Source organism: Streptomyces olindensis (genome assembly GCF_040645895.1).
GTDB classification, from domain to species: domain Bacteria; phylum Actinomycetota; class Actinomycetes; order Streptomycetales; family Streptomycetaceae; genus Streptomyces; species Streptomyces olindensis.
Genome location: NZ_JBEYZD010000019.1, coordinates 55932 through 74511 on the forward strand (window position 1 = coordinate 55932; position 18580 = coordinate 74511).

The following is an 18580-nucleotide window of genomic DNA, read 5'->3' on the forward strand; positions in this document are numbered from 1 at the left end:
GAAAATGAGTGTCATGAACGTACGACGACGCCTCATACCCGCCGCCCTGGCCTCCGCTCTCGGCCTGGGCGCCCTGACCGCCTGCTCCAGCGACAGCGCGGCGACGGGCAACACGGACAAGTTCGACGTCGTCGCGTCGTTCTATCCGATGGCCTTCCTCGCCGAGCAGATCGGCGGGGACCACGTGAACGTCACCAGCCTGACCGAGCCCGGCCAGGAACCGCACGACCTGGAGATCAGCACCAAGCAGCGGGCGCAGCTGGAAGAGGCCGACGCGGCGCTCTTCCTCAAGGGCCTCCAGCCCGCCGTCGACGAGGCCGTCGGGCAGACCGGCATCAAGACGAAGATCGACGCGGCCACGCTCACCACCCTCGAGGACCACGGCACCGGCGGCCACAGCCACGAGGGTGAGGAGGGCCACTCCGAGGAAGGCCACGCCGAGGAGGAGGGCCACTCCGAAGAGGAGGAGCACGCCCGCGACCCGCACGTCTGGCTCGACCCGGTGAAGTACGCCGAGATCGCCCAGGGCGTCGGCAAGGCCTTCGAGAAGGCCGACCCGGACCACGCGGCCGACTACAAGAAGAACACCGAGGCCCTGGTCGGGAAGCTGAACGGCCTCAACGGCGAGTTCGAGAACGGCCTGAAGGACACGAAGACCAAGGTCTTCTTCACCAACCACGCCGCCTTCGGCTACCTCGCCGAGCGCTACGGCCTCACCCAGGAGGCCATCTCCGGCCTCGACCCCGAGAGCGAGCCCAGCGGCGCCCGGGTCAGGGAGCTCCAGCAGGAGGCCAAGGCCGACGGCGTCACCACCGTCTTCTACGAGACACTGGTCTCCGACAAGACCGCCAAGACCCTCGCCAAGGACGCGGGCCTGAAGACCGACGTCCTCGACCCGCTCGAGGGCATCACCGACAAGTCCCGCGGCGACGACTACTTCCAGGTCATGCGAGCCAACCTCAAGGCCCTGCAGTCGGCCCTGGGAACCAAGTGACCCACCCTTCGGAGGACGGCATGAACGAGCCCGTCGTATCCCTGCGCGGCGTCCGCGCCGACCTGGGCTCGCGCCCCGTCCTGCGCGGCATCGACCTCACCGTGCGCCGCGGTGAGGTCGTCGCGCTGCTCGGCGCGAACGGCTCCGGCAAGTCGACGGCCGTGCGCAGCGTCATCGGCCAGGTGCAGACCGGCGCCGGCGAGATCGAGCTGTTCGGCACGGACCGCGGGCGGTTCCGCGACTGGCACCGCGTGGGCTACGTGCCGCAGCGCACCACGGCCGCGGCCGGCGTGCCCGCGACGGTGACCGAGGTGGTGCTCTCCGGCCGTCTGTCCCGGGCCCGCTTCGGCATGCTGCGCAAGGCGGACCACGCGGCCGTGCGCAAGGCCCTGGAGCTGGTCGGCATGGCGGACCGGGCCAAGGACCCGGTCGACGCCCTCTCCGGCGGCCAGCACCAGCGCGTCCTGATCGCCCGCGCGCTCGTCTCCGAGCCCGAGCTGCTGATCATGGACGAGCCGATGGCCGGCGTCGACCTCGCCAGCCAGGAGGTGCTCGCGCACACCCTCCAGGAGCAGGTCTCGCAGGGCACGACGGTCCTGCTCGTGCTGCACGAACTGGGCCCCCTGGAGCCCCTCATCGACCGGGCCGTCGTCCTGCGCGACGGCTGCGTCGTCCACGACGGGCCGCCCCCGAAGGCCGTCGGGCAGCACGCCCTGCCCGGCCACGACCACGTACACCCGCACGCACCGGCGGGCGCCGAACCGATCCGCACGGGACTGCTGAGCTGATGGACTTCCTCGACTACGCCTTCATGCAGCGGGCGCTGCTCGCCGCCGTCCTGGTCGGCATCACCGCTCCGGCCGTCGGCATCTACCTCGTGCAGCGCCGCCAGGCCCTGATGGGCGACGGCATCGGCCACGTGGCGATGACCGGCGTCGGCCTCGGCTTCCTGCTGACCTGGTCCCCGGTGTGGATGGCGACCCTGGTCTCCGTCCTCGGCGCGGTCCTCATGGAGCTGATCCGCTGGTACGGAAAGACCCGCGGCGACATCGCCCTCGCGATGCTGTTCTACGGCGGCATGGCCGGCGGTGTGATGTTCATCAACCTCGCGCCGACGGGCTCCAACGCCAACCTCACCTCGTACCTGTTCGGCTCGCTGTCGACGGTGTCCGAGTCGGACGTCACGGCCATCTGCGTCCTGGCCGCCTTCGTCGTGCTGGTCACGCTCGGCCTGCGCCGGCAGCTGTTCGCGGTCAGCCAGGACGAGGAGTTCGCGCGGGTGACGGGCCTGCCGGTGCGCGCCCTGAACCTGCTGACGGCGATCACCGCGGCCGTCACGGTCACGGTGGCGATGCGCGTGGTGGGCCTGTTGCTGGTCAGCGCGCTGATGGTGGTGCCCGTCGCGGCCGCCCAGCAGATCGGCCGCAGCTTCGCCGCGACGTTCGCGATCGCCGTCGCCATCGGGGTGAGCGTGACGATCGGCGGCACGGTCACGTCGTACTACCAGGACGTCCCGCCGGGCGCGACGATCGTGCTGCTGACGATCGGCGCGTTCGTCGTGCTGGCGGCGCTCGCCGCCCCGTTGGCCCGCCGCCGCGCCCGGGCCCGGTCCGCCGCGCACGCCGGCGCGGACCCGGCGGAGTGTGCGATTCCGGCCACCCGGGAGGCGACCGACGAGGTCGGCGTCTGACCGCCCCCACCCCGGGCTGGCACAATGGCCCGGGCAAGGCAGACGTGAGGAGGCAACGGTGACGACCGCTGGACCGTCCGTGAAGGGCCGCGCCACCAAGCAGCGGGCCGCCGTGGCGGCGGCCCTGCAGGAGGTCGACGAGTTCCGCAGCGCGCAGGAACTGCACGACATGCTCAAGCACAAGGGCGACTCGGTCGGGCTCACCACGGTCTACCGCACCCTGCAGTCCCTCGCCGACGCCGGCGAGGTCGACGTCCTGCGCACCGCCGACGGCGAGTCCGTCTACCGCCGCTGCTCCACCGACGACCATCACCACCACCTCGTGTGCCGCAGCTGTGGCAAGGCCGTCGAGGTGGAGGGCCCGGCCGTGGAGAAGTGGGCCGAGGCCATCGCCGCCGAGCACGGCTACGTCAACGTGGCCCACACGGTGGAGATCTTCGGCACCTGCGCGGATTGCGCGGCGAAGACGGCATGACCCGTTCGGGGGCGCACAGCGCCCCCGAAGGCTTCTACTGCTGCTTGCCCTCCATGGCCAGCAGCTCCTCGTTCGGGATGGCCCCGCCGAAGCGCCGGTCCCGGGAGGCGAACTCCAGGCACGCCCGCCACAGGTCGCGGCGGTCGAAGTCCGGCCACAGCACGTCCTGGAAGACCATCTCGGCGTAGGCGCTCTGCCAGAGGAGGTAGTTCGAGGTGCGCTGCTCGCCGCTCGGGCGCAGGAACAGGTCCACGTCCGGCATGTCCGGGTAGTACATGTACTTGGCGAAGGTCTTCTCGTTGACCTTGGACGGGTCGAGCTTTCCGCTGCGCACGTCCTCCGCGAGTGCCTTCGCCGCGTCCGCGATCTCGGCCCGGCCGCCGTAGTTCATGCAGAAGTACAGGGTCAGCCGGTCGTTGCCCTTGGTCTGCTCCTGGGCGATCTGCAGCTCCTTGGCGACGGACCGCCACAGCTTCGGCATCCGCCCCACCCAGCGCACCCGCACGCCCAGCTCGTCGAGCTGGTCCCGGGTCTTGCGGATGAAGTCCCGGTTGAAGTTCATCAGGAAGCGCACCTCTTCCGGCGACCGCTTCCAGTTCTCGGTGGAGAAGGCGTACAGGGAGATGGCGCCCACGCCCATCTCGATGGCGCCCTGCAGCACGTCCAGCACGCGCTCGGCGCCGACCTTGTGCCCCTCGGTGCGCGGCAGCCCGCGGTCCTTGGCCCAGCGGCCGTTGCCGTCCATGACGATCGCCACATGCTGCGGTACGAGCTCCCCGGGGAGCTTCGGCGGCCGCGCGCCGGACGGGTGCGGCTCCGGCGTCCTGTACTCCCGGCGCTGCCGCCCCAGGATCCCGCGTACGGCCATGTGTTTCTCGTCTCCTCGTGCTTGCTTGTCTTACTTCTCGACGTAGCGCAGCGAGCGCAGCCCGCGCTCCATGTGCCAGTGCAGATAGGCGGACACCAGCCCGCTGCCCTCCCGGACGTAGCGCGCCTCGCACGCGTCCGCGGTCTCCCAGTCTCCCGTAAGCAGTGCGCCGAGGAGTTCCAGGGCCTGGGGCGAGGGTACGACGCTGCCGGGCACCCGGCAGTCCACGCAGACGGAACCGCCCGAGGCGACCGAGAAGAACCGGTTGGGCCCGGGCATCCCGCACTTCGCGCAGTCGGTGAAGCTCGGGGCGTATCCGTTGACGGCGAGGGACCGCAGCAGGAACGCGTCCAGCACGAGGTGCGGCGCGTGCTCCCCCCGGGCGAGGGTCCGCAGCCCGCCCACGAGCAGCAGGTACTGCTGCACGGCCGGCTCCCCCTCGTGGTCGGTGAACCGCTCGGCGGTCTCCAGCATGGCGGTGCCGGCGGTGTACCGGGCGTAGTCACTCACGATCCCGCCGCCGTACGGCGCGATGGTCTCGCTCTGCGTGCACAGCGGCAGGCCGCGGCCGACGAGCTCGCTGCCCTTCGCGAAGAACTGCACGTCGACGTGGGAGAAGGGTTCGAGGCGCGCACCGAACTTCGACTTCGTCCGGCGCACGCCCCGGGCCACCGCCCGTACCCGGCCGTGACCGCGCGTGAGCAGCGTGATGATCCGGTCCGCCTCACCCAGCTTCTGGGTGCGCAGCACGATGCCGTCGTCGCGGAACAGACTCATGCGGCCATTCTCGCCTACGCGGAGGCCCCCCGGACCGCGAGGCGGGTCAAGGGACCTCCCCCCGACTGCGCGCGTTGGCGTACGCGGTCGCCGCGCGCAGCCGCTCGGCCGGGGTGGCGTGCCGGACGGCGCCGGGGTCGGCGTCCCACTCCTTGCCGCCCCCGTACGGCCTCAGCTGTACATAGGGCCCCTCATGCCCCATGACGATGCCGAGGCGTCCGCTGCGGGTGTCCACGACGTACGCGCCGACCGGGGGCTTCATCGCAGCACCGCCGCGAGCCGCCGGGCGGTCTCCACCGTGACCCGGCCCAATTCCACGAGCGGGCAGGGTGCTTCCCGCGCAAGACTCACCGGGTCGAGCCCGAGTGACGGCAGGATAATTCCGGCCTTGGCGAGTTCTGCCCGCAATTCTTTCACCGCATCCTCCGCTTCTTCGACGCAGAGCGCCGAGTGTCGTGCCTCCACCGTGCTCCCCTTCCTTTTGGAATTTCACTCTTCGCATCCCTGTGGTGACGCTCCGCGTCTACACTCGGGAAGGGTCTGTGCCCCTACAACTGCGGCGCAGCACAAAGAGGTTCGGCAATGGCCAACGGTTCCTGGGAGTTCGGCCTGCGGTTTTTCCCGAGTCGTGGTGCGGTAAGGCGATGGACCACAATCGGGCCGTGGATGTGCGTACAGCGGTGAAGAAGGCACGGCCGAACCGGCACCCGGAACCGGAATGGTCCCTGCGCCCGGCGGAACCGGCCGACGTCGAGCCGATAGCGGAACTGCGGGCGGTGGTGATGCGCCCCGACTTGGAGCGGCTGGGCCGTTTCGACGAGCACCGGGTCAGGCAGCGCTTGCGCGACGGCTTCGCCCCGCGGCACACGTCGGTCATCCTGGCCGGCGGCGCCTTCGCGGGCAGCGTCGCCCTGCGCCCCGCCGCGGACTGCCACTGGCTGGAGCACTTCTACCTCGCCCCGGACCTGCACGGCCGGGGCCTGGGCTCGGCCGTCCTGCGCACCCTGCTGAGCGGGACGGACGCCTCCGGCACCCTCGTCCGCCTGAACGTCCTGCGGGGCAGCCCGGCCCAACGCCTGTACGCCCGCCACGGCTTCACGGTCGAGACCCAGGACCCGGTCGACGTCTTCATGCTGAGGCACCCGGCGGACACCCCCTGGGCCGCCGGCCCGTTGCCCTGATCCGCCCAGCGGCCGATGACCGGGGTGCAGGCCGAGTCCTTCTACGTGCTGTCCGGCGAGCTCGAGCTCTACGACGGCGAGCGCTGGGTCACCGGGCGGCAGGGTGACTTCCTGTACGTGCCGGCCGGCGGGCTGCACGCGTTCCGGAACGCCGGCGACGACCCGGTCTCCATGCTGATGCTGTTCTCGCCGGGCGCCCCGCGCGAGGAGTACGAGGAGTACTTCGAGCGGATCGCCGAGTTCGCGCAGCGCGGCGGCGAGGAACTCCGCCGGTTCCAGGTGCGGCACGACAGCTACTTCATCGAGTAGGCGTCCAGTAGGGGGTAAACCCCCTGAAACATCAGGCAGTTGCCCGGATGTGGCGCGGGGCCGGGAGCCGTCAGGCTCGGGGCATGAAGCAGATCACGCGCAATGCCTCACTGCTCGCGGCCTCCGCCGTCCTGCTCGGGCTCGCCGTCCCGCTGACCGCGTCCGCGGACGAGCCACCGGCCGCCGGGCACGCCCCGCTCGTGTGGACCGACTGCTCGGGCAGCGGCCTCGACCCCAGACAGCGGTGCGCCACCGTCGACGTCCCCCTGGACTACTCCGACCCCGACGGCCGGACGATCGAGATCGCCGTCTCGCGCATCCCCGCCGAGAAGCCCTCGGCGCGCCGGGGCGCCCTGTTACTCATCCCGGGCGGCCCCGGCGGCGACAGCCTCCGCAACCCGTCCGGCAAGGGGCAGAAGCTGCCCCAGCAGGTGCGGGACGCCTACGACCTCGTCGGGTTCGCGCCGCGCGGCATGGCGCCCTCCACCGCCGTCGACTGCAAGCTCGACCCCGCCGACCTCGGCACGACCAAGCTCCTGCCCTGGCCGGACACGGACGGCTCCGTCGCCGGGAACATGGCCACGGCACGGCGTACGGCCGAGGCCTGCGCCCGCAACGGCGGGGAGCTGATCCGGCACATCAGCACCGCCAACGAGGCCCGCGACCTCGACCGCGTCCGGGCCGCCCTCGGCGAGCGGAAGATCTCCGCCTGGGGCGTCTCGTACGGCACGTACGTCGGCGCCGTCTACAGCCAGTTGTTCCCCCACCGCACCGACCGCATCGTGCTGGACAGCAACAACGACCCCGACCCCACCCGCGTCACCCGCGGCTGGCTCGCCGCCTTCGAGACCGGCGTCGAGGACAACTTCCCCGAGTTCGCTCGGTGGGCGTCGAGGCCCGGCAACCCCGACCGGGTGGCCCGCACGCCCGCCGAGGTCCGCTCCGGCTTCCTGAGCCTGGCCGCCCGCCTCGACCGCGAGCCCCTCCCCTGGCCCGGCGCGAACCCGCCGCGGCTCGACGGCAACGCGCTGCGCCAGACCATGCTGACCAACCTCTACGACCCCGACGACTACCCGGTCCTGGCGAAGGCGATCCTGGCCGCGCGCGAGGGCACCGTGCCGCCCGTGCCCGAGTCCCCGCCCGAGTCGGTGCTGCAGAACACCGCCGCGGTGGGCGTCGGCACGATCTGCAACGACGTCGACTGGCCCGACTCCGCCGCCGCGTACCAGAGGGACGTCGACGAGAGCCGGGCGACGCACCCGCTGACCGCGGGCATGCCGCGCGGGCCGATGGTGTGCGCCGCTTGGCCGTTCACGCCCCGGGAGCCGGCCGTCCGGGTCACCGACCGCGGGCCGTCCAACATCCTGCTCGTGCAGAACGAGCGGGATGTCGCCACCCCGCTCAGCGGTGCGCTGAAGCTCCGCCGGGCTCTCGGCGACCGGGCCGTCATGGTCACCGTGAACTCCACCGGCCACGACGCCTACCTCGCCAACGGCAACGCCTGCGGCGACCGGACCGTCTCCCGCTTCCTGGCCACCGGGAAGCGGCCCGGATCCGACCTGTACTGCGCGTGACGTCAGCGGTGGCCCGCCGCCCCGTACCGGCGGGCCACCGCGTGGAACGCCTCCTTCGGCTCCCAGTGCCAGCCGGAGGCGGGGTCGTCCGGGCGGTCCTCGACGGCCTTCGTGATGGCGTACGTCGCCATGTCGAGGTCGAGCCGGGGCTCGTCCGGGCGGTGCGGGGCGTCCGCGCTGACGAACTCGAAGACCATCGCCGCGTACAGGCCCATCGACGCGAAGACGTCCAGCAGGTCGCCCACGTACGCGGCCTGGACGCGCTCGCTGCGGACGAGGCCGCCCTTGATCTCCGGCGGCTCCTTGTCGTGGTCGACGACGTCCCAGCCCATGCCGCCGGCCTCGGGAGCGCCGACGTAGGCACACGTGCCGAACTCGGTGATGGCGAGCGGCTTGCCCGGGCGCAGGTACCGCTTCAGCTCGCGGACGTGGTCGGAGCGTTTCTCGAAGTGGGAGTAGTAGTCGATGCCGACGATGTCGAAGAGGCTCCAGTCCGGGTCGTCGATGGACTGGGCGGCGGCGTAGCCGAGGTTCCCCCGGAAGACGGAGCGGCCGGTCCGTGCGGCCTTCGCCGTGAAGTCGGCGAGGCGGCGCATCGTCCGCGGCCAGTCGACCGTGCCGTTCTGCAGGTTCCTGATGCGCTCCAGGACCGTCTCGCCCGGCAGGATGCCGGGGACGAACAGCCAGAACTCGCAGCCGACGCTGAGGTCGACGCTCGCGCCCTGCCGCCGCAGCCGCTCCGCGAACCGGCCGGTCTCGGCGAGGTGCTCCAGGATGTCCCGCTGCGGTGCGTCCCCGAGGGTCGGCTGCAGCCAGACGTGCAGCCCGCGTTCGGCCGCTTCGGCGGCGGTGGCGGTGAGCCGCTCGACACCGTCCCCCGTGACGTCGATGGTGTCGGCGTGCAGGTCGTCACGGATGGCCCGCACATCGGCCCGCATCCGGCGGGCGCTCCACGCGGTCCCCGGTGTCTCCCCCTCGCCGACGGTGTAGACGACGCCCCGCCTGCGCAGCCCCCTGCCGCCGGGCCGGGCTTGTGCCGCCCGGGCCCCTCCCGCCGTTCCCACCGCCCCCGCGACCCCCGCCGCGGCCGCCCCGGCCAGGAACCGCGCCCGGCTGATCCCGTGCTCCTGCCTGCTCCCCTTGGTCTCTTCCATGCCTGCCACTGTCGCGGGGCGGACGCCCGGTGCGCTGTCGGCCGTCGGTCTACGGCGGCGCGACCAAGGTATGAGGTGGCGTGCCGAAGGAGGGGCTCAGCCCTCGGCGAACCGGCGGACGTACCGCCGCTGCCAGGGCGTTTCCACCGCGTGCCGGTCGTAGTGCCGGCGGACGTACGCCACCGCCTCCTCGCCGGGGACGCCGTCCAGGACCGCGAGGCAGGCCAGGGCCGTGCCCGTGCGGCCCCGTCCGCCCCCGCAGGCGATCTCCACGCGCTCCCCGGCGGCCCGCTCCCACGCCGCCAGCAGAGTCGTACGGGCGGCCGGCCGGTCCGCCGGGAGCCGGAAGTCGGGCCAGCGGATCCAGCCGGACTCCCAGGGCACCTCGGGCGGCCGCCCGCCGAGCAGGTAGACGCCGTAGGACGGGATGGGGGCGGCCGGGTCGAGAGGGTGGCGCAGGCCCCGGCCGCGGATCAGCCGGCCGGAGGGCAGCCGCAGGACGCCGGCGTCGCTCTCGCTCCACAGGTCACCCATGTCGGCATCCTCGCTCTCGTCGACCGCCCGGAAGCCCATTCCAGCGCGTCCTCCCGGACCGGGCGACCGGGTTCACCGACAGCCGAAGCGGAACCGGACTCCGCGCACCGCCCACCGCGTACCGCTCACCGCGCACCGTTCTCCGCGCACCGCCCGCGCATACCGTTCTCCGCGCACCGCACACCGCACACCGCGCACCGCGCACCGCGCGTCGCCCCAGCTCACCGCGCACCGCCCGCCGCGCGCCGCCCACTGCCCCTTGCTCTCCGGCTTCCGGCCCCCGCTCAGCACCCACCGCGCACCGCTCTCCGGCCTCCGCCTCCGCTCACCGCGTCCCGCGCGGCTGCTGGGTCGCCCGGGCCTCGATGCCGCGGAAGTGGACCGCCATGGCCCGCTGTGCCGCCTCCGCGTCGCGGGCGCGGAGCGCCGTGACGATGTCGCGGTGGCGGCGGGCGGTGGTCTCGGGGGACGGGTCGTCGGGCCGGCCGCGGGCGCCGGAGACGCGGCGGAAGACCGTCCAGAAGGCGGCGAGGAGCTGGGGGACGAGGTCGTTGCCGAGGGGGGCGTAGAGGACCTCGTGGAACTCGCGGTCGAGGTCGGAGAAGGAGCGGCCCGGGCCCGCGGTGTCCGCGCGGCCGGTCCCGGCGGCGGACTCCATCCGGGCCACCACGTCCTCCAGCTTGTCCAGTTCCGCCTCGGTGACCGTCGCGGCCACCCGGCGGACCAACCCCACCTCCAGTACCTCGCGGACCTGGAGGATCTCGGCGAGGGCGGCGGTGTCGTCGTCGTGCCGGGCCAGGGTGCGGAAGGTCAGGCCGTCGACGAACGGGGTGAGGGAGGCCCGGCCGACGTAGGTGCCGTAGCCGTGTCTGATCTCGACGATGTCGAGGGCCTGGAGGGCCTTGAGGGCCTCGCGGACGGAGTTGCGGCTGACGCCGAGGGCCTCCATCAGTTCGGCCTCGGTGGGCAGCGCCGCGCCGGCGGTGAGTCTGCGGTCGAGGATGAGCTGCACGACCTGGCGCTGTATCCGGCTGGTCCTGGGCTCCTCGGACATGCGCCGCATCGTACGCGCCCCGGACGTCCCACGTCCCACCTCTGGCGGTACCCGGTATCGACCGTCCCTGATAAGCCGTCAACTCACCTCGCGCACAGCGCCATTGGTCCGACCTCTGGCAGATACGCCATTCGTGTGCGATCCCTTGACCGCCCCCACGACCCCTCCTATGGTCGCGCTGACCGCAGGACGTAGGACGTCGTATCTCCTCAGCTCGCCCCCTCGTTTCCTTTCCAGACCTCTCGCTGGAGGACCCCGTGCGCGACGTGACCCACGACGTGCCGGCGCTGCACCGCCGGTCGTTCCTGAAGTACACCGGCGCGCTGGGCGCGGCCGCCGCCGTCTCCGCGTCGCTGTCGGCCTGTTCGTCCGGGCCCGAGTCCACGAACGACACCGGGGACGGCGGCAGCGGGGCGAACCGGACGCTCACGGCGGTGATCGGCTACGGCAACGACGGCAGCTGGGACCCCACCCAGACGGCGTCGGCGTTCTGCATGGCCGCCAACAACCACATCTACGAGGGGCTGCTGGACACGGACCCGATCTCCCGGGAGCCGTACGCGGCCCTGGCGACCGAGGTGCCCAAGGACCCGGACGCCACGTCCTGGACGTTCACGCTGCGGGACGGTGCCACGTTCCACGACGGCAAGCCCGTGACCGCCGACGACGTGGTCTTCGTCTTCGACCGGATCCTCGACCCGGACACCCAGACCCTCGCCAAGGGCTTCTTCGCGAGCTGGCTGAAGGAGGTCCGGAAGATCGACGCGCGGAACGTCGAGCTGGTGCTCAAGTTCCCGTTCCCGGACGGGCTCTCCCGGCTGACGCTCGCCAAGATCATGCCGAAGCACGTGTTCTCCCGGCCGGGCGCCTGGGACGAGGCCATCAAGGGCAAGGCGATCGGCTCGGGCCCGTACCGGCAGACCGCGCACCACCCGAAGTCGAACACCACCTTCGAGGCGTTCGCCGGCTACAACGGCCCGCGCAGGCCCGCCTTCGCGAAGATGAACTGGCTGACCATCGTGGACGCGGCGCCCCGCGTCGCGAAGATCTCCGGGTCGAGCGCGGGCGCGCAGATCGCGGACAACATCCCCTACGCCAACATCGGCCAGCTGGAGGGCAGCGGGCTGACGGTCGCCGGCGGGGCCGGGATGAACAACCTGTTCCTGATGTTCAACACGCAGCACAAGCCGTTCGACGACGTGCGCGTGCGCCAGGCCCTGCACTACGCCATCGACACCGAGAAGATGGTGGAGGTGGCGCTCAAGGGCCACGGCAAGCCGTCGAGTTCCTTCCTCGACGAGAGCAACCCGTCCTACCGCCGGGCGAAGACCGTCTACGACCACGACCCCGACAAGGCGAAGGCGCTGCTGAAGGAGGCCGGGGTCAAGGGGCTGAGCATCGACATCCTGGCGGTGAACGTGAGCTGGATCGTCGACTGCCTGCCCACCATCAAGGCGTCCTGGGACGCGATCGGCGTGAAGACGACCCTGTCCCCCCAGGAGACCACGGCCGTCTTCACGAAGATGGACCAGAAGCAGGACTACCAGGTCGTGGCCGCCGCCTCGAACCCCAACCAGTTCGGCCTCGACGCCGACCTGATCATGCACTACAACTACGGGCCCGAGAACCTGTGGATGCAGTACACGCGGTGGGCCTCCGACCCGGTCGCCAGGCAGCTCTTCAAGGACATGGACCGGGCCACCCGGGAACCGGACGCCGAGAAGAAGAGGGCGATGGTCCAGGACTACATCGACGTCGTCGCCGAACAGGCCGTGCTCTACCCGGTCGTCCACAACGAGCTGATGACGGCCTGGGACCCGAAGCGGCTCAGCGGCATAAGGGCCCAGCCGTACCCGGGCATCAACCTCCTCCAGGCCAAGTGGGCCTAGCGGGATGACGGCCGTCCTGCGGATCCTGCTCCGCCGTGTCGCCCTGCTCGTGCCGCTGATGCTCGGCATCGTGCTGTTCGTGTTCCTGGTGATGCGGTTCTCGGACGTCGACCCGGCGTCCGCGTTCTTCCAGGGCGCCAACCCGACCCCGCGGCAACTGCACGACTTCCGCGAGGAACACGGCCTGCTCGACCCGCTGCCGGTGCGCTACGCCGCCTTCGTCGCCGACCTGCTGCACGGCGACATGGGCACCAGCGCCCTGACCCGGGCACCGGTGATCGACCAGGTCACCACCGCGCTGCCGCTCACCCTCCAGCTGACCTTCCTGGGCCTCGGCATCGCGGTCGTGCTGTCCCTCGTGGGCGGGGTGACGGCGGCGATCTACCGGGACCGGCTGCCCGACCAGATCATCCGGGTCGTGTCGCTGACCGGGGTCGCCGCGCCCGGCTTCTGGCTGGCCCTGCTGATGATCCAGTACCTGGCGGTCGACCTGGGCTGGTTCCCGACCGGCGGCTACATCAACCCGGCCGACTCCTTCACCGGCTGGCTGAAGACGATGACGCTCCCCGCCCTCGCCCTGTCCCTCCCGGTGGCGGCGCAGCTGACCCGGATCGTGCGGACGGCCGTGGTGGAGGAGCTGGACAAGGACTACGTACGCACGGCGATCGGGAGCGGGCTGCCGCCCCGGGTGGTCGTGGGACGCAACGTGCTGCGGAACGCCCTGATCAACCCGCTCACCGTGCTCGGGCTGCGCGTCGGCTACCTGCTGGGCGGCGCGGTCGTCATCGAGACGATCTTCTCGCTGCCGGGCATGGGCAAGCTGATGATCGACGCCGTGAAGAACGGCGATCCGGCCGTCGTCCAGGGCGTCGTACTGACCACGGCGGCCGGGTTCGTGGTCGTCAACCTCGTCATCGACGTCCTGTACCTGCTGGTCAACCCGCGACTGAGGGATGCGACCACGTGATGACCCGCATGATGACCCGCAAGGGCCTCTCCGAGACGCTGTCCCGGCCCGGTGTGCGGCTGCGCGGCTGGCGCCGGCTGCCGCTGCTGTCGAAGGTCGCCGTCTGCTTCCTGGCGGTCGTCGTCCTGATGGCGCTGCTCGCGCCGCTCCTCGCCCCGCACGACCCGCTCGACCAGCAGCCGCCGGTCGACGGCACCGGGCATCTGTCCGCCGGGCACTGGATGGGCCAGGACAGCCTCGGCCGGGACATCCTGAGCCGGCTGATGTACGGGGCGCGCTGGTCGCTCGCGATCGGGCTCGGCGCGACCGGACTCGCCCTGGTGGCCGGCGCGCTGCTCGGGGCGATCGCCGCGACCTCCCGCAAGGCCGTGGACGAGACGCTGATGCGCTGCCTGGACGTGGTGATGGCGTTCCCGGGCATCGCGCTGGCCGCGGTGCTGGTGGCCGTGTTCGGCGGTGGGATCACGGTGCTGATCTGCGCGATCGCGTTCCTGTTCACGCCGCCGGTGGCGCGGGTCGTCCGGGCCAACGTCCTCGACCAGTACGGCGAGGACTACGTGACGGCGGAACGGGTCATCGGCGCCCGCACCCCGCACATCGTGCTGAAGCACGTCGCGATCAACTGCGCCGCGCCCGTGCTGGTGTTCTGCACGGTCCAGGTCGCCGAGGCGATCGTCTTCGAGGCGTCGCTGTCCTTCATCGGGGCGGGGGTGCGGCCGCCCGACCCGTCCTGGGGCAGTGTCATCGCCGACGGCAAGAACATGGTGCTGACCGGCGGCTGGTGGGCGACCGTGTTCCCCGGGCTGCTGATGCTGGTCACCGTGCTGTCGCTGAACATCCTGTCCGAGGGCGTGTCCGACGCGTGGGCGGCCCCCTCGGCCCGCGAGGTGGACGCACCCGAGGGCGACCGGCTGCAGGAGCCGGAGCCCGGCGGCGGGGAGGTCGTGCGGCTGCCCGGCCTGACGGAGGCGGCCCGGCGGCTGCGGTCCAGGGCCCGGCACGTGCCCCGGGACGGGCAGCCGGTGCTGGCGGTGGAGAACCTCGCCATCGGCTTCGACCGGCGGCACGGCGGCGTGGACATCGTGGACGGCATCAGCTTCGAGGTGCACCCCGGCGAGGTGCTCGGGCTGGTCGGCGAGTCCGGCTGCGGCAAGTCCCTGACCGCGCTGGCGATCATGGGGCTCCAGCCGAAGGAGGCACGCGTCCGCGGCCAGGTCCGCTTCCACCAGCGGGACCTGCTCGCCGAGCCGATGCGCGTCCGCCGCAGGCTCCTCGGCCACGAGATGGCGATGATCTACCAGGACGCCCTGTCGTCGCTGAACCCGGCGATGACGATCCGCGCCCAGCTCAAGCAGGTCGTACGGCGGGGCGGGCGGCGCAGTCCCGCCGAGCTGCTCACCCTGGTCGGTCTCGATCCCGAGCGGACCCTGCGCAGTTACCCGCACGAGCTGTCCGGCGGGCAGCGCCAGCGCGTCCTGATCGCCATGGCCCTGTCCCGCGACCCGAAGCTGATCGTCGCCGACGAGCCGACGACCGCCCTCGACGTCACCGTGCAGGCGCAGGTCATGGAGCTGCTGCTGCGGCTGCACGAGGAGCTGGGCTTCGCCCTGATCCTCGTCTCGCACGACCTGGCGCTGGTCGCGGACGTCACCGACCGGGTGGTGGTGATGTACGGCGGGCAGATCGTGGAGACGGGCGTGACCGCCGATCTGGTGGAGGCCCCCGCCCACCACTACACGCGTGGCCTGCTCGGCAGTGTGCTGTCACTGGAGTCGGGGCAGGAGCGCATGACGCAGATCAAGGGCGTCGTGCCGTCCCCGGCCGACTTCCCGGCGGGCTGCCGGTTCGCCGACCGGTGCCCCCGGGCGAGCGGGGTCTGCCGGACGACGGCCCCGGTGCCGGCCGGTACACCGGCGCACACGGCGGCCTGCCATCACCCGGCCACAGAGCTGGCGACGACGGAGACCGAGGCCGTGTCATGAGCACCCTGGTGGAGCTGTCCGACGCCCACGTCGTCCACAAGGCCCGCAGCGGCGGCCTGTTCACCCGGGACCGGGTGTACGCCCTGACCGGCGCCGACCTGGCCATCGCGCCCGGCGAGACCGTCGGCGTGGTCGGCGAGTCGGGCTGCGGCAAGTCGACGCTGGCGAAGGTGCTGGTGGGGGTGGAGCGGCCGACCCGGGGGACGGTGTCCTTCCGGGGCCGGGACCTGTGGGCGATGCCGGCCGGCGAGCGCCGGAAGGCCGTCGGCAGCAGCACCGGCATGATCTTCCAGGACCCGTCGACGGCCCTGAACCGCCGCCTGACCGTCCGGCAGATCCTGCGGGACCCGCTGGACGTGCACGACCGGGGCACTCGCCCGCAACGCGAGGAGAGGGTCCGGGAGTTGATGTCCCTGGTCGGCCTCCCCCGGGCCCTCGCCGATGCCCTGCCGGGCCAGTTGTCCGGCGGGCAGCGGCAGCGCGTCGCGATCGCCCGGGCCCTGGCGCTGGAACCGGACCTGGTCGTGGCCGACGAGCCGACGAGCGCCCTGGACGTGTCGGTGCGGGCCCAGATCCTCAACCTGCTGCTGGATCTGAAGGAACGCCTCGGTCTGGCCCTGGTGTTCGTCTCGCACGACATCCAGACGGTACGGCGGATGAGCGACCGGGTGATCACGATGTACCTGGGCCGGATCGTGGAGGAGTGCCCGGCCGCCCTGGTCACCGACCGGGCCCGGCACCCGTACACCCGCGCCCTGTTCTCCGCCACGCCCGGACTGCTCGACCCGATCGACCCGATCCCGCTGACCGGTCCGGTCCCGTCGGCGACGCGCCCGCCGAGCGGCTGCCCGTTCCGCACCCGCTGCTGGAAGGCCGACGGGACCTGCGCGGAGGAGATGCCGGGCTTCTCCGCCGCGTCGGCCCCCGCACACCGCTTCCGCTGCCACCATCCTGTCCAGGAGGACGAGTCGACCCGCGACCTCGTCCACCGACACGACGCGATGGAGGCTCCATGACTCTCACCCCGCTGACCGGTGTCATCCCGCCCGTCTGCACGCCCCTGACACCGGACCGCGAGGTGGACGTCCCCTCGCTGCTGAGGCTGGTCGACCATCTGGTGGCCGGCGGGGTGCACGGGCTGTTCGTCCTCGGCTCGACCTCGGAGGCGGCCTACCTGACGGACGCACAGCGCAGGCTGGTGGTCGAGTCGGTCACGGGGCACGTGGGCGGGCGGCTGCCGGTGCTGGCCGGGGCGATCGACATGACCACGCCCCGGGTCCTGGACCACGTGGCGGCGGTGACCTCGGCGGGCGCGGACGCGGTCGTCGTCACCGCCCCCTTCTACGCCCGCACCCACCCGGCGGAGATCGCCCGCCACTACCGGGCGGTCGCCGCCGCGAGCCCCGTCCCCGTCATCGCCTACGACCTCCCCGTCGCCGTCCACACCAAGCTGCCCGCCGACGTGGTGCTGGAGCTGGCCGCCGACGGCGTCCTGGCCGGGCTCAAGGACTCCAGCGGCGACCTGGCCGCCTTCCGCCGGGTCGTCACCGGGGCCCGGGACCACCAGGGCATCACCGGCTTCAGCGTGCTGACCGGCTCCGAGCTGATCGTCGACGCGGCCCTGGCGATCGGCGCGGACGGCACGGTGCCCGGCCTCGGCAACGTCGACCCGCACGGCTACGTCCGCCTGGACCGCCTGTGCCGTGACGGGGACTGGGAGGGGGCCCGCGCCGAACAGGAACGCCTGTGCGCCCTGTTCGGCATGGTGACCGTCGGCGACCCGGCCCGCATGGGCCCGAACTCCTCGGCGATCGGCGCCTTCAAGGCCGCGCTGCACCTGCGGGGCGTGATCGACTGCCCGGTCACGGCCGAGCCGCAGGTGCCGCTGTCGCCGGACGAGGTGGAGCGGGTCGGGAAACACCTGGCCGCGGCCGGGCTGCTCTAGAACGCGTCCACCGGGAGGCGACGGAACTCGATCGTCTCGTAGGTGCCCCGGACGCCCGTCTCGTAGAGGATCCCCACCGTCTTCCGGCCGAGCGGCACGAGGTCGGAGTAGGCGGCGGGCTGTTCGGAGAGTGTCAGCGCCTTGGTGAAGGTGGCGCCGCCGTCCGTGCTGCGCCAGACGGCCATCGCCCGGCGTGCGGTGGGTACGGACGGGCCGGAGAACAGCAACGGGGCGCGGCGGCCGCGGAGTTGCAGCACGCTGCCCTGGACGACGGGGACGTCGTTCAGGGTGGGCTGGACGGTGTACGGGCGGTCCAGGGACTCCCCGCCGTCGCCGGAGTGGCTGTCGAGGCGGTTGCCGGTGCTCGTGCCGTGCTGGTCCCGGGCGTTGAAGTAGACGCGGCCGTCGGGGAGTTGGGCGGCGGTGGACTCGTTGGCGTTGGCCGCGCCGTCGTAGGAGTCGTCGACGAAGCCGGGCCGCCAGGTCCTGCCCCCGTCGTCGCTGAGGAGGGCGTGGGCGCCGTAGTGGCGGGGCTCCTGGCCGGTGTCCGGGGAGCCGGGCGGCGGGGACGCCGAGTGGTTGGCGGGGACGACCAGGCGGCCGGCGTGGGGGCCCCGGGTGAGGGCGATCGCGTGGCCGGGGCCGGTCGCGTACCAGCGCCAGGTCGGGTGCTTGACCTGCGCGGTGATCTCGCGGGGCGGGGTGAAGTGCCGGCCGTCGTCCCGGCCGCGCTGCACGAACACGCGGCGGCTCTGCTCGGGCGTGACCTCGCCGCGCATGATCTGGGCCTCCGTCACCTTCCCGCTGTTGTAGGAGGTGAGGAGCACGACGGCGCCGGTGCGCGGGTCGACGACGGGTGCCGGGTTGCCCCGGGTGTCCCCGTCCCCGGCCGCGACGACCGTGAGCGGGCCCCAGGTGCAGCCGCCGTCCGGGGAGCGTCTGAGGACGACATCGATGTCTCCGGTGTCGCCGGCGCCGCCGCGTCTGCCCTCGGCGAAGGCGAGGACGGTGCCCCGGGGCGTGGTGACGGTGGCGGGGATGCGGTAGGTGTCGTAGCCGCCCTCGCCCGAGACGTACGGGACGGAGGACGTGCAGCCGGGCGTGGCCGAGACGGTGGCGGCGCCCGCGGTGAGGGGGGTGAGGAGGACCGTGGTGACCAGGAGGGTGCGGCTGAGGAGTCTCATCCC

Annotated in this window: 20 protein-coding genes; 12 read left to right on the plus strand and 8 right to left on the minus strand. The window is 72.3% G+C overall.

The window, feature by feature from the left end; genetic code table 11:
• Positions 1-13 precede the first annotated feature (13 nt).
• Genes ABZ948_RS14745 through ABZ948_RS14760 form a run of 4 tightly spaced genes read left to right on the plus strand, consistent with a single transcriptional unit; the run spans position 14 to position 3159 of the window.
• Positions 14-994, plus strand: a complete 981-nt coding sequence (locus ABZ948_RS14745) for a metal ABC transporter solute-binding protein, Zn/Mn family (RefSeq protein WP_359759482.1) — start codon at positions 14-16, stop codon at positions 992-994.
• A gap of 20 nt (positions 995-1014) precedes the next feature.
• Positions 1015-1782, plus strand: coding sequence for a metal ABC transporter ATP-binding protein (locus ABZ948_RS14750; RefSeq protein ID WP_359759484.1), 768 nt, complete (start codon positions 1015-1017; stop codon positions 1780-1782).
• A complete protein-coding gene (locus ABZ948_RS14755) occupies positions 1782-2684 on the plus strand; it encodes a metal ABC transporter permease (protein ID WP_359759486.1) in 903 nt (300 codons plus the stop codon). Before ABZ948_RS14750 ends, ABZ948_RS14755 begins: the two co-directional genes overlap by 1 nt.
• A 58-nt stretch (positions 2685-2742) precedes the next feature.
• Positions 2743-3159 carry a Fur family transcriptional regulator gene (locus ABZ948_RS14760; RefSeq protein WP_359759488.1) on the plus strand — a complete coding sequence of 139 codons (417 nt, stop codon included), beginning with the start codon at positions 2743-2745 and terminating at the stop codon, positions 3157-3159.
• A 34-nt stretch (positions 3160-3193) separates the two neighbouring features.
• On the opposite strand, the gene ABZ948_RS14765 is transcribed toward ABZ948_RS14760, so the two are convergent.
• The 4 genes from ABZ948_RS14765 to ABZ948_RS14780 are packed head-to-tail and all read right to left on the minus strand — an operon-like array spanning position 3194 to position 5269.
• Positions 3194-4027 carry an isoprenyl transferase gene (locus tag ABZ948_RS14765; protein ID WP_359759490.1) on the minus strand — a complete coding sequence of 278 codons (834 nt, stop codon included), beginning with the start codon at positions 4025-4027 and terminating at the stop codon, positions 3194-3196.
• A 30-nt stretch (positions 4028-4057) separates the two neighbouring features.
• A complete protein-coding gene (recO, locus tag ABZ948_RS14770) occupies positions 4058-4804 on the minus strand; it encodes a DNA repair protein RecO (RefSeq protein ID WP_020273157.1) in 747 nt (248 codons plus the stop codon).
• A 46-nt stretch (positions 4805-4850) separates the two neighbouring features.
• Entirely contained in the window at positions 4851-5066 is a 216-nt protein-coding gene (locus tag ABZ948_RS14775) for a hypothetical protein (protein WP_031111682.1), read from the minus strand.
• Positions 5063-5269 carry a hypothetical protein gene (locus ABZ948_RS14780; RefSeq protein ID WP_359759492.1) on the minus strand — a complete coding sequence of 69 codons (207 nt, stop codon included), beginning with the start codon at positions 5267-5269 and terminating at the stop codon, positions 5063-5065. Before ABZ948_RS14780 ends, ABZ948_RS14775 begins: the two co-directional genes overlap by 4 nt.
• 260 nt (positions 5270-5529) lie before the next feature.
• Here ABZ948_RS14780 and ABZ948_RS14785 point away from each other — a divergent pair, with 260 nt between their 5' ends.
• The 3 genes from ABZ948_RS14785 to ABZ948_RS14795 all read left to right on the plus strand — a co-directional run bounded on the left by ABZ948_RS14785 (position 5530) and on the right by ABZ948_RS14795 (position 7868).
• On the plus strand, positions 5530-5985 hold the full coding sequence (locus ABZ948_RS14785; protein WP_359759614.1) for a GNAT family N-acetyltransferase: 456 nt from the start codon (positions 5530-5532) through the stop codon (positions 5983-5985).
• Between the two features lie 15 nt (positions 5986-6000).
• The gene (locus tag ABZ948_RS14790; protein ID WP_359759494.1) at positions 6001-6294 is read left to right on the plus strand and encodes a cupin domain-containing protein; all 294 of its coding nucleotides are present in this window, start codon (positions 6001-6003) and stop codon (positions 6292-6294) included.
• Between the two features lie 83 nt (positions 6295-6377).
• Entirely contained in the window at positions 6378-7868 is a 1491-nt protein-coding gene (locus ABZ948_RS14795) for an alpha/beta hydrolase (RefSeq protein ID WP_359759496.1), read from the plus strand.
• A gap of 2 nt (positions 7869-7870) precedes the next feature.
• Here the strand turns inward: ABZ948_RS14795 and ABZ948_RS14800 are convergent, their stop codons facing one another.
• The 3 genes from ABZ948_RS14800 to ABZ948_RS14810 form a co-directional block, all read right to left on the minus strand.
• Entirely contained in the window at positions 7871-9022 is a 1152-nt protein-coding gene (locus tag ABZ948_RS14800; protein ID WP_359759498.1) for a glycoside hydrolase family 113 protein, read from the minus strand.
• A 96-nt stretch (positions 9023-9118) separates the two neighbouring features.
• Complete coding sequence (locus ABZ948_RS14805) at positions 9119-9556, minus strand: protein-tyrosine phosphatase family protein (RefSeq protein ID WP_359759616.1); 438 nt, start codon at positions 9554-9556, stop codon at positions 9119-9121.
• 325 nt (positions 9557-9881) lie between these two features.
• Positions 9882-10619: a FadR/GntR family transcriptional regulator gene (locus tag ABZ948_RS14810; RefSeq protein ID WP_359759499.1), complete on the minus strand. Its 738-nt coding sequence runs from the start codon at positions 10617-10619 to the stop codon at positions 9882-9884.
• A 248-nt stretch (positions 10620-10867) separates the two neighbouring features.
• Here ABZ948_RS14810 and ABZ948_RS14815 point away from each other — a divergent pair, with 248 nt between their 5' ends.
• The 5 genes from ABZ948_RS14815 to ABZ948_RS14835 are packed head-to-tail and all read left to right on the plus strand — an operon-like array spanning position 10868 to position 17393.
• The gene (locus ABZ948_RS14815) at positions 10868-12499 is read left to right on the plus strand and encodes an ABC transporter substrate-binding protein (protein ID WP_359759501.1); all 1632 of its coding nucleotides are present in this window, start codon (positions 10868-10870) and stop codon (positions 12497-12499) included.
• A 4-nt stretch (positions 12500-12503) separates the two neighbouring features.
• Positions 12504-13466, plus strand: a complete 963-nt coding sequence (locus tag ABZ948_RS14820; RefSeq protein WP_359759503.1) for an ABC transporter permease — start codon at positions 12504-12506, stop codon at positions 13464-13466.
• Positions 13466-15448 (plus strand): dipeptide/oligopeptide/nickel ABC transporter permease/ATP-binding protein, encoded by a 1983-nt coding sequence (locus ABZ948_RS14825; RefSeq protein ID WP_435857497.1) that lies wholly within the window; start codon positions 13466-13468, stop codon positions 15446-15448. Before ABZ948_RS14820 ends, ABZ948_RS14825 begins: the two co-directional genes overlap by 1 nt.
• Positions 15445-16464 (plus strand): oligopeptide/dipeptide ABC transporter ATP-binding protein, encoded by a 1020-nt coding sequence (locus ABZ948_RS14830; RefSeq protein ID WP_359759505.1) that lies wholly within the window; start codon positions 15445-15447, stop codon positions 16462-16464. The genes ABZ948_RS14825 and ABZ948_RS14830 overlap by 4 nt, the downstream gene beginning before the upstream one ends.
• Entirely contained in the window at positions 16461-17393 is a 933-nt protein-coding gene (locus tag ABZ948_RS14835; RefSeq protein ID WP_359759507.1) for a dihydrodipicolinate synthase family protein, read from the plus strand. Before ABZ948_RS14830 ends, ABZ948_RS14835 begins: the two co-directional genes overlap by 4 nt.
• Here the strand turns inward: ABZ948_RS14835 and ABZ948_RS14840 are convergent.
• Entirely contained in the window at positions 17390-18577 is a 1188-nt protein-coding gene (locus ABZ948_RS14840; protein ID WP_359759509.1) for a sialidase family protein, read from the minus strand. The genes ABZ948_RS14835 and ABZ948_RS14840 overlap by 4 nt on opposite strands.
• Positions 18578-18580: the final 3 nt, after the last annotated feature.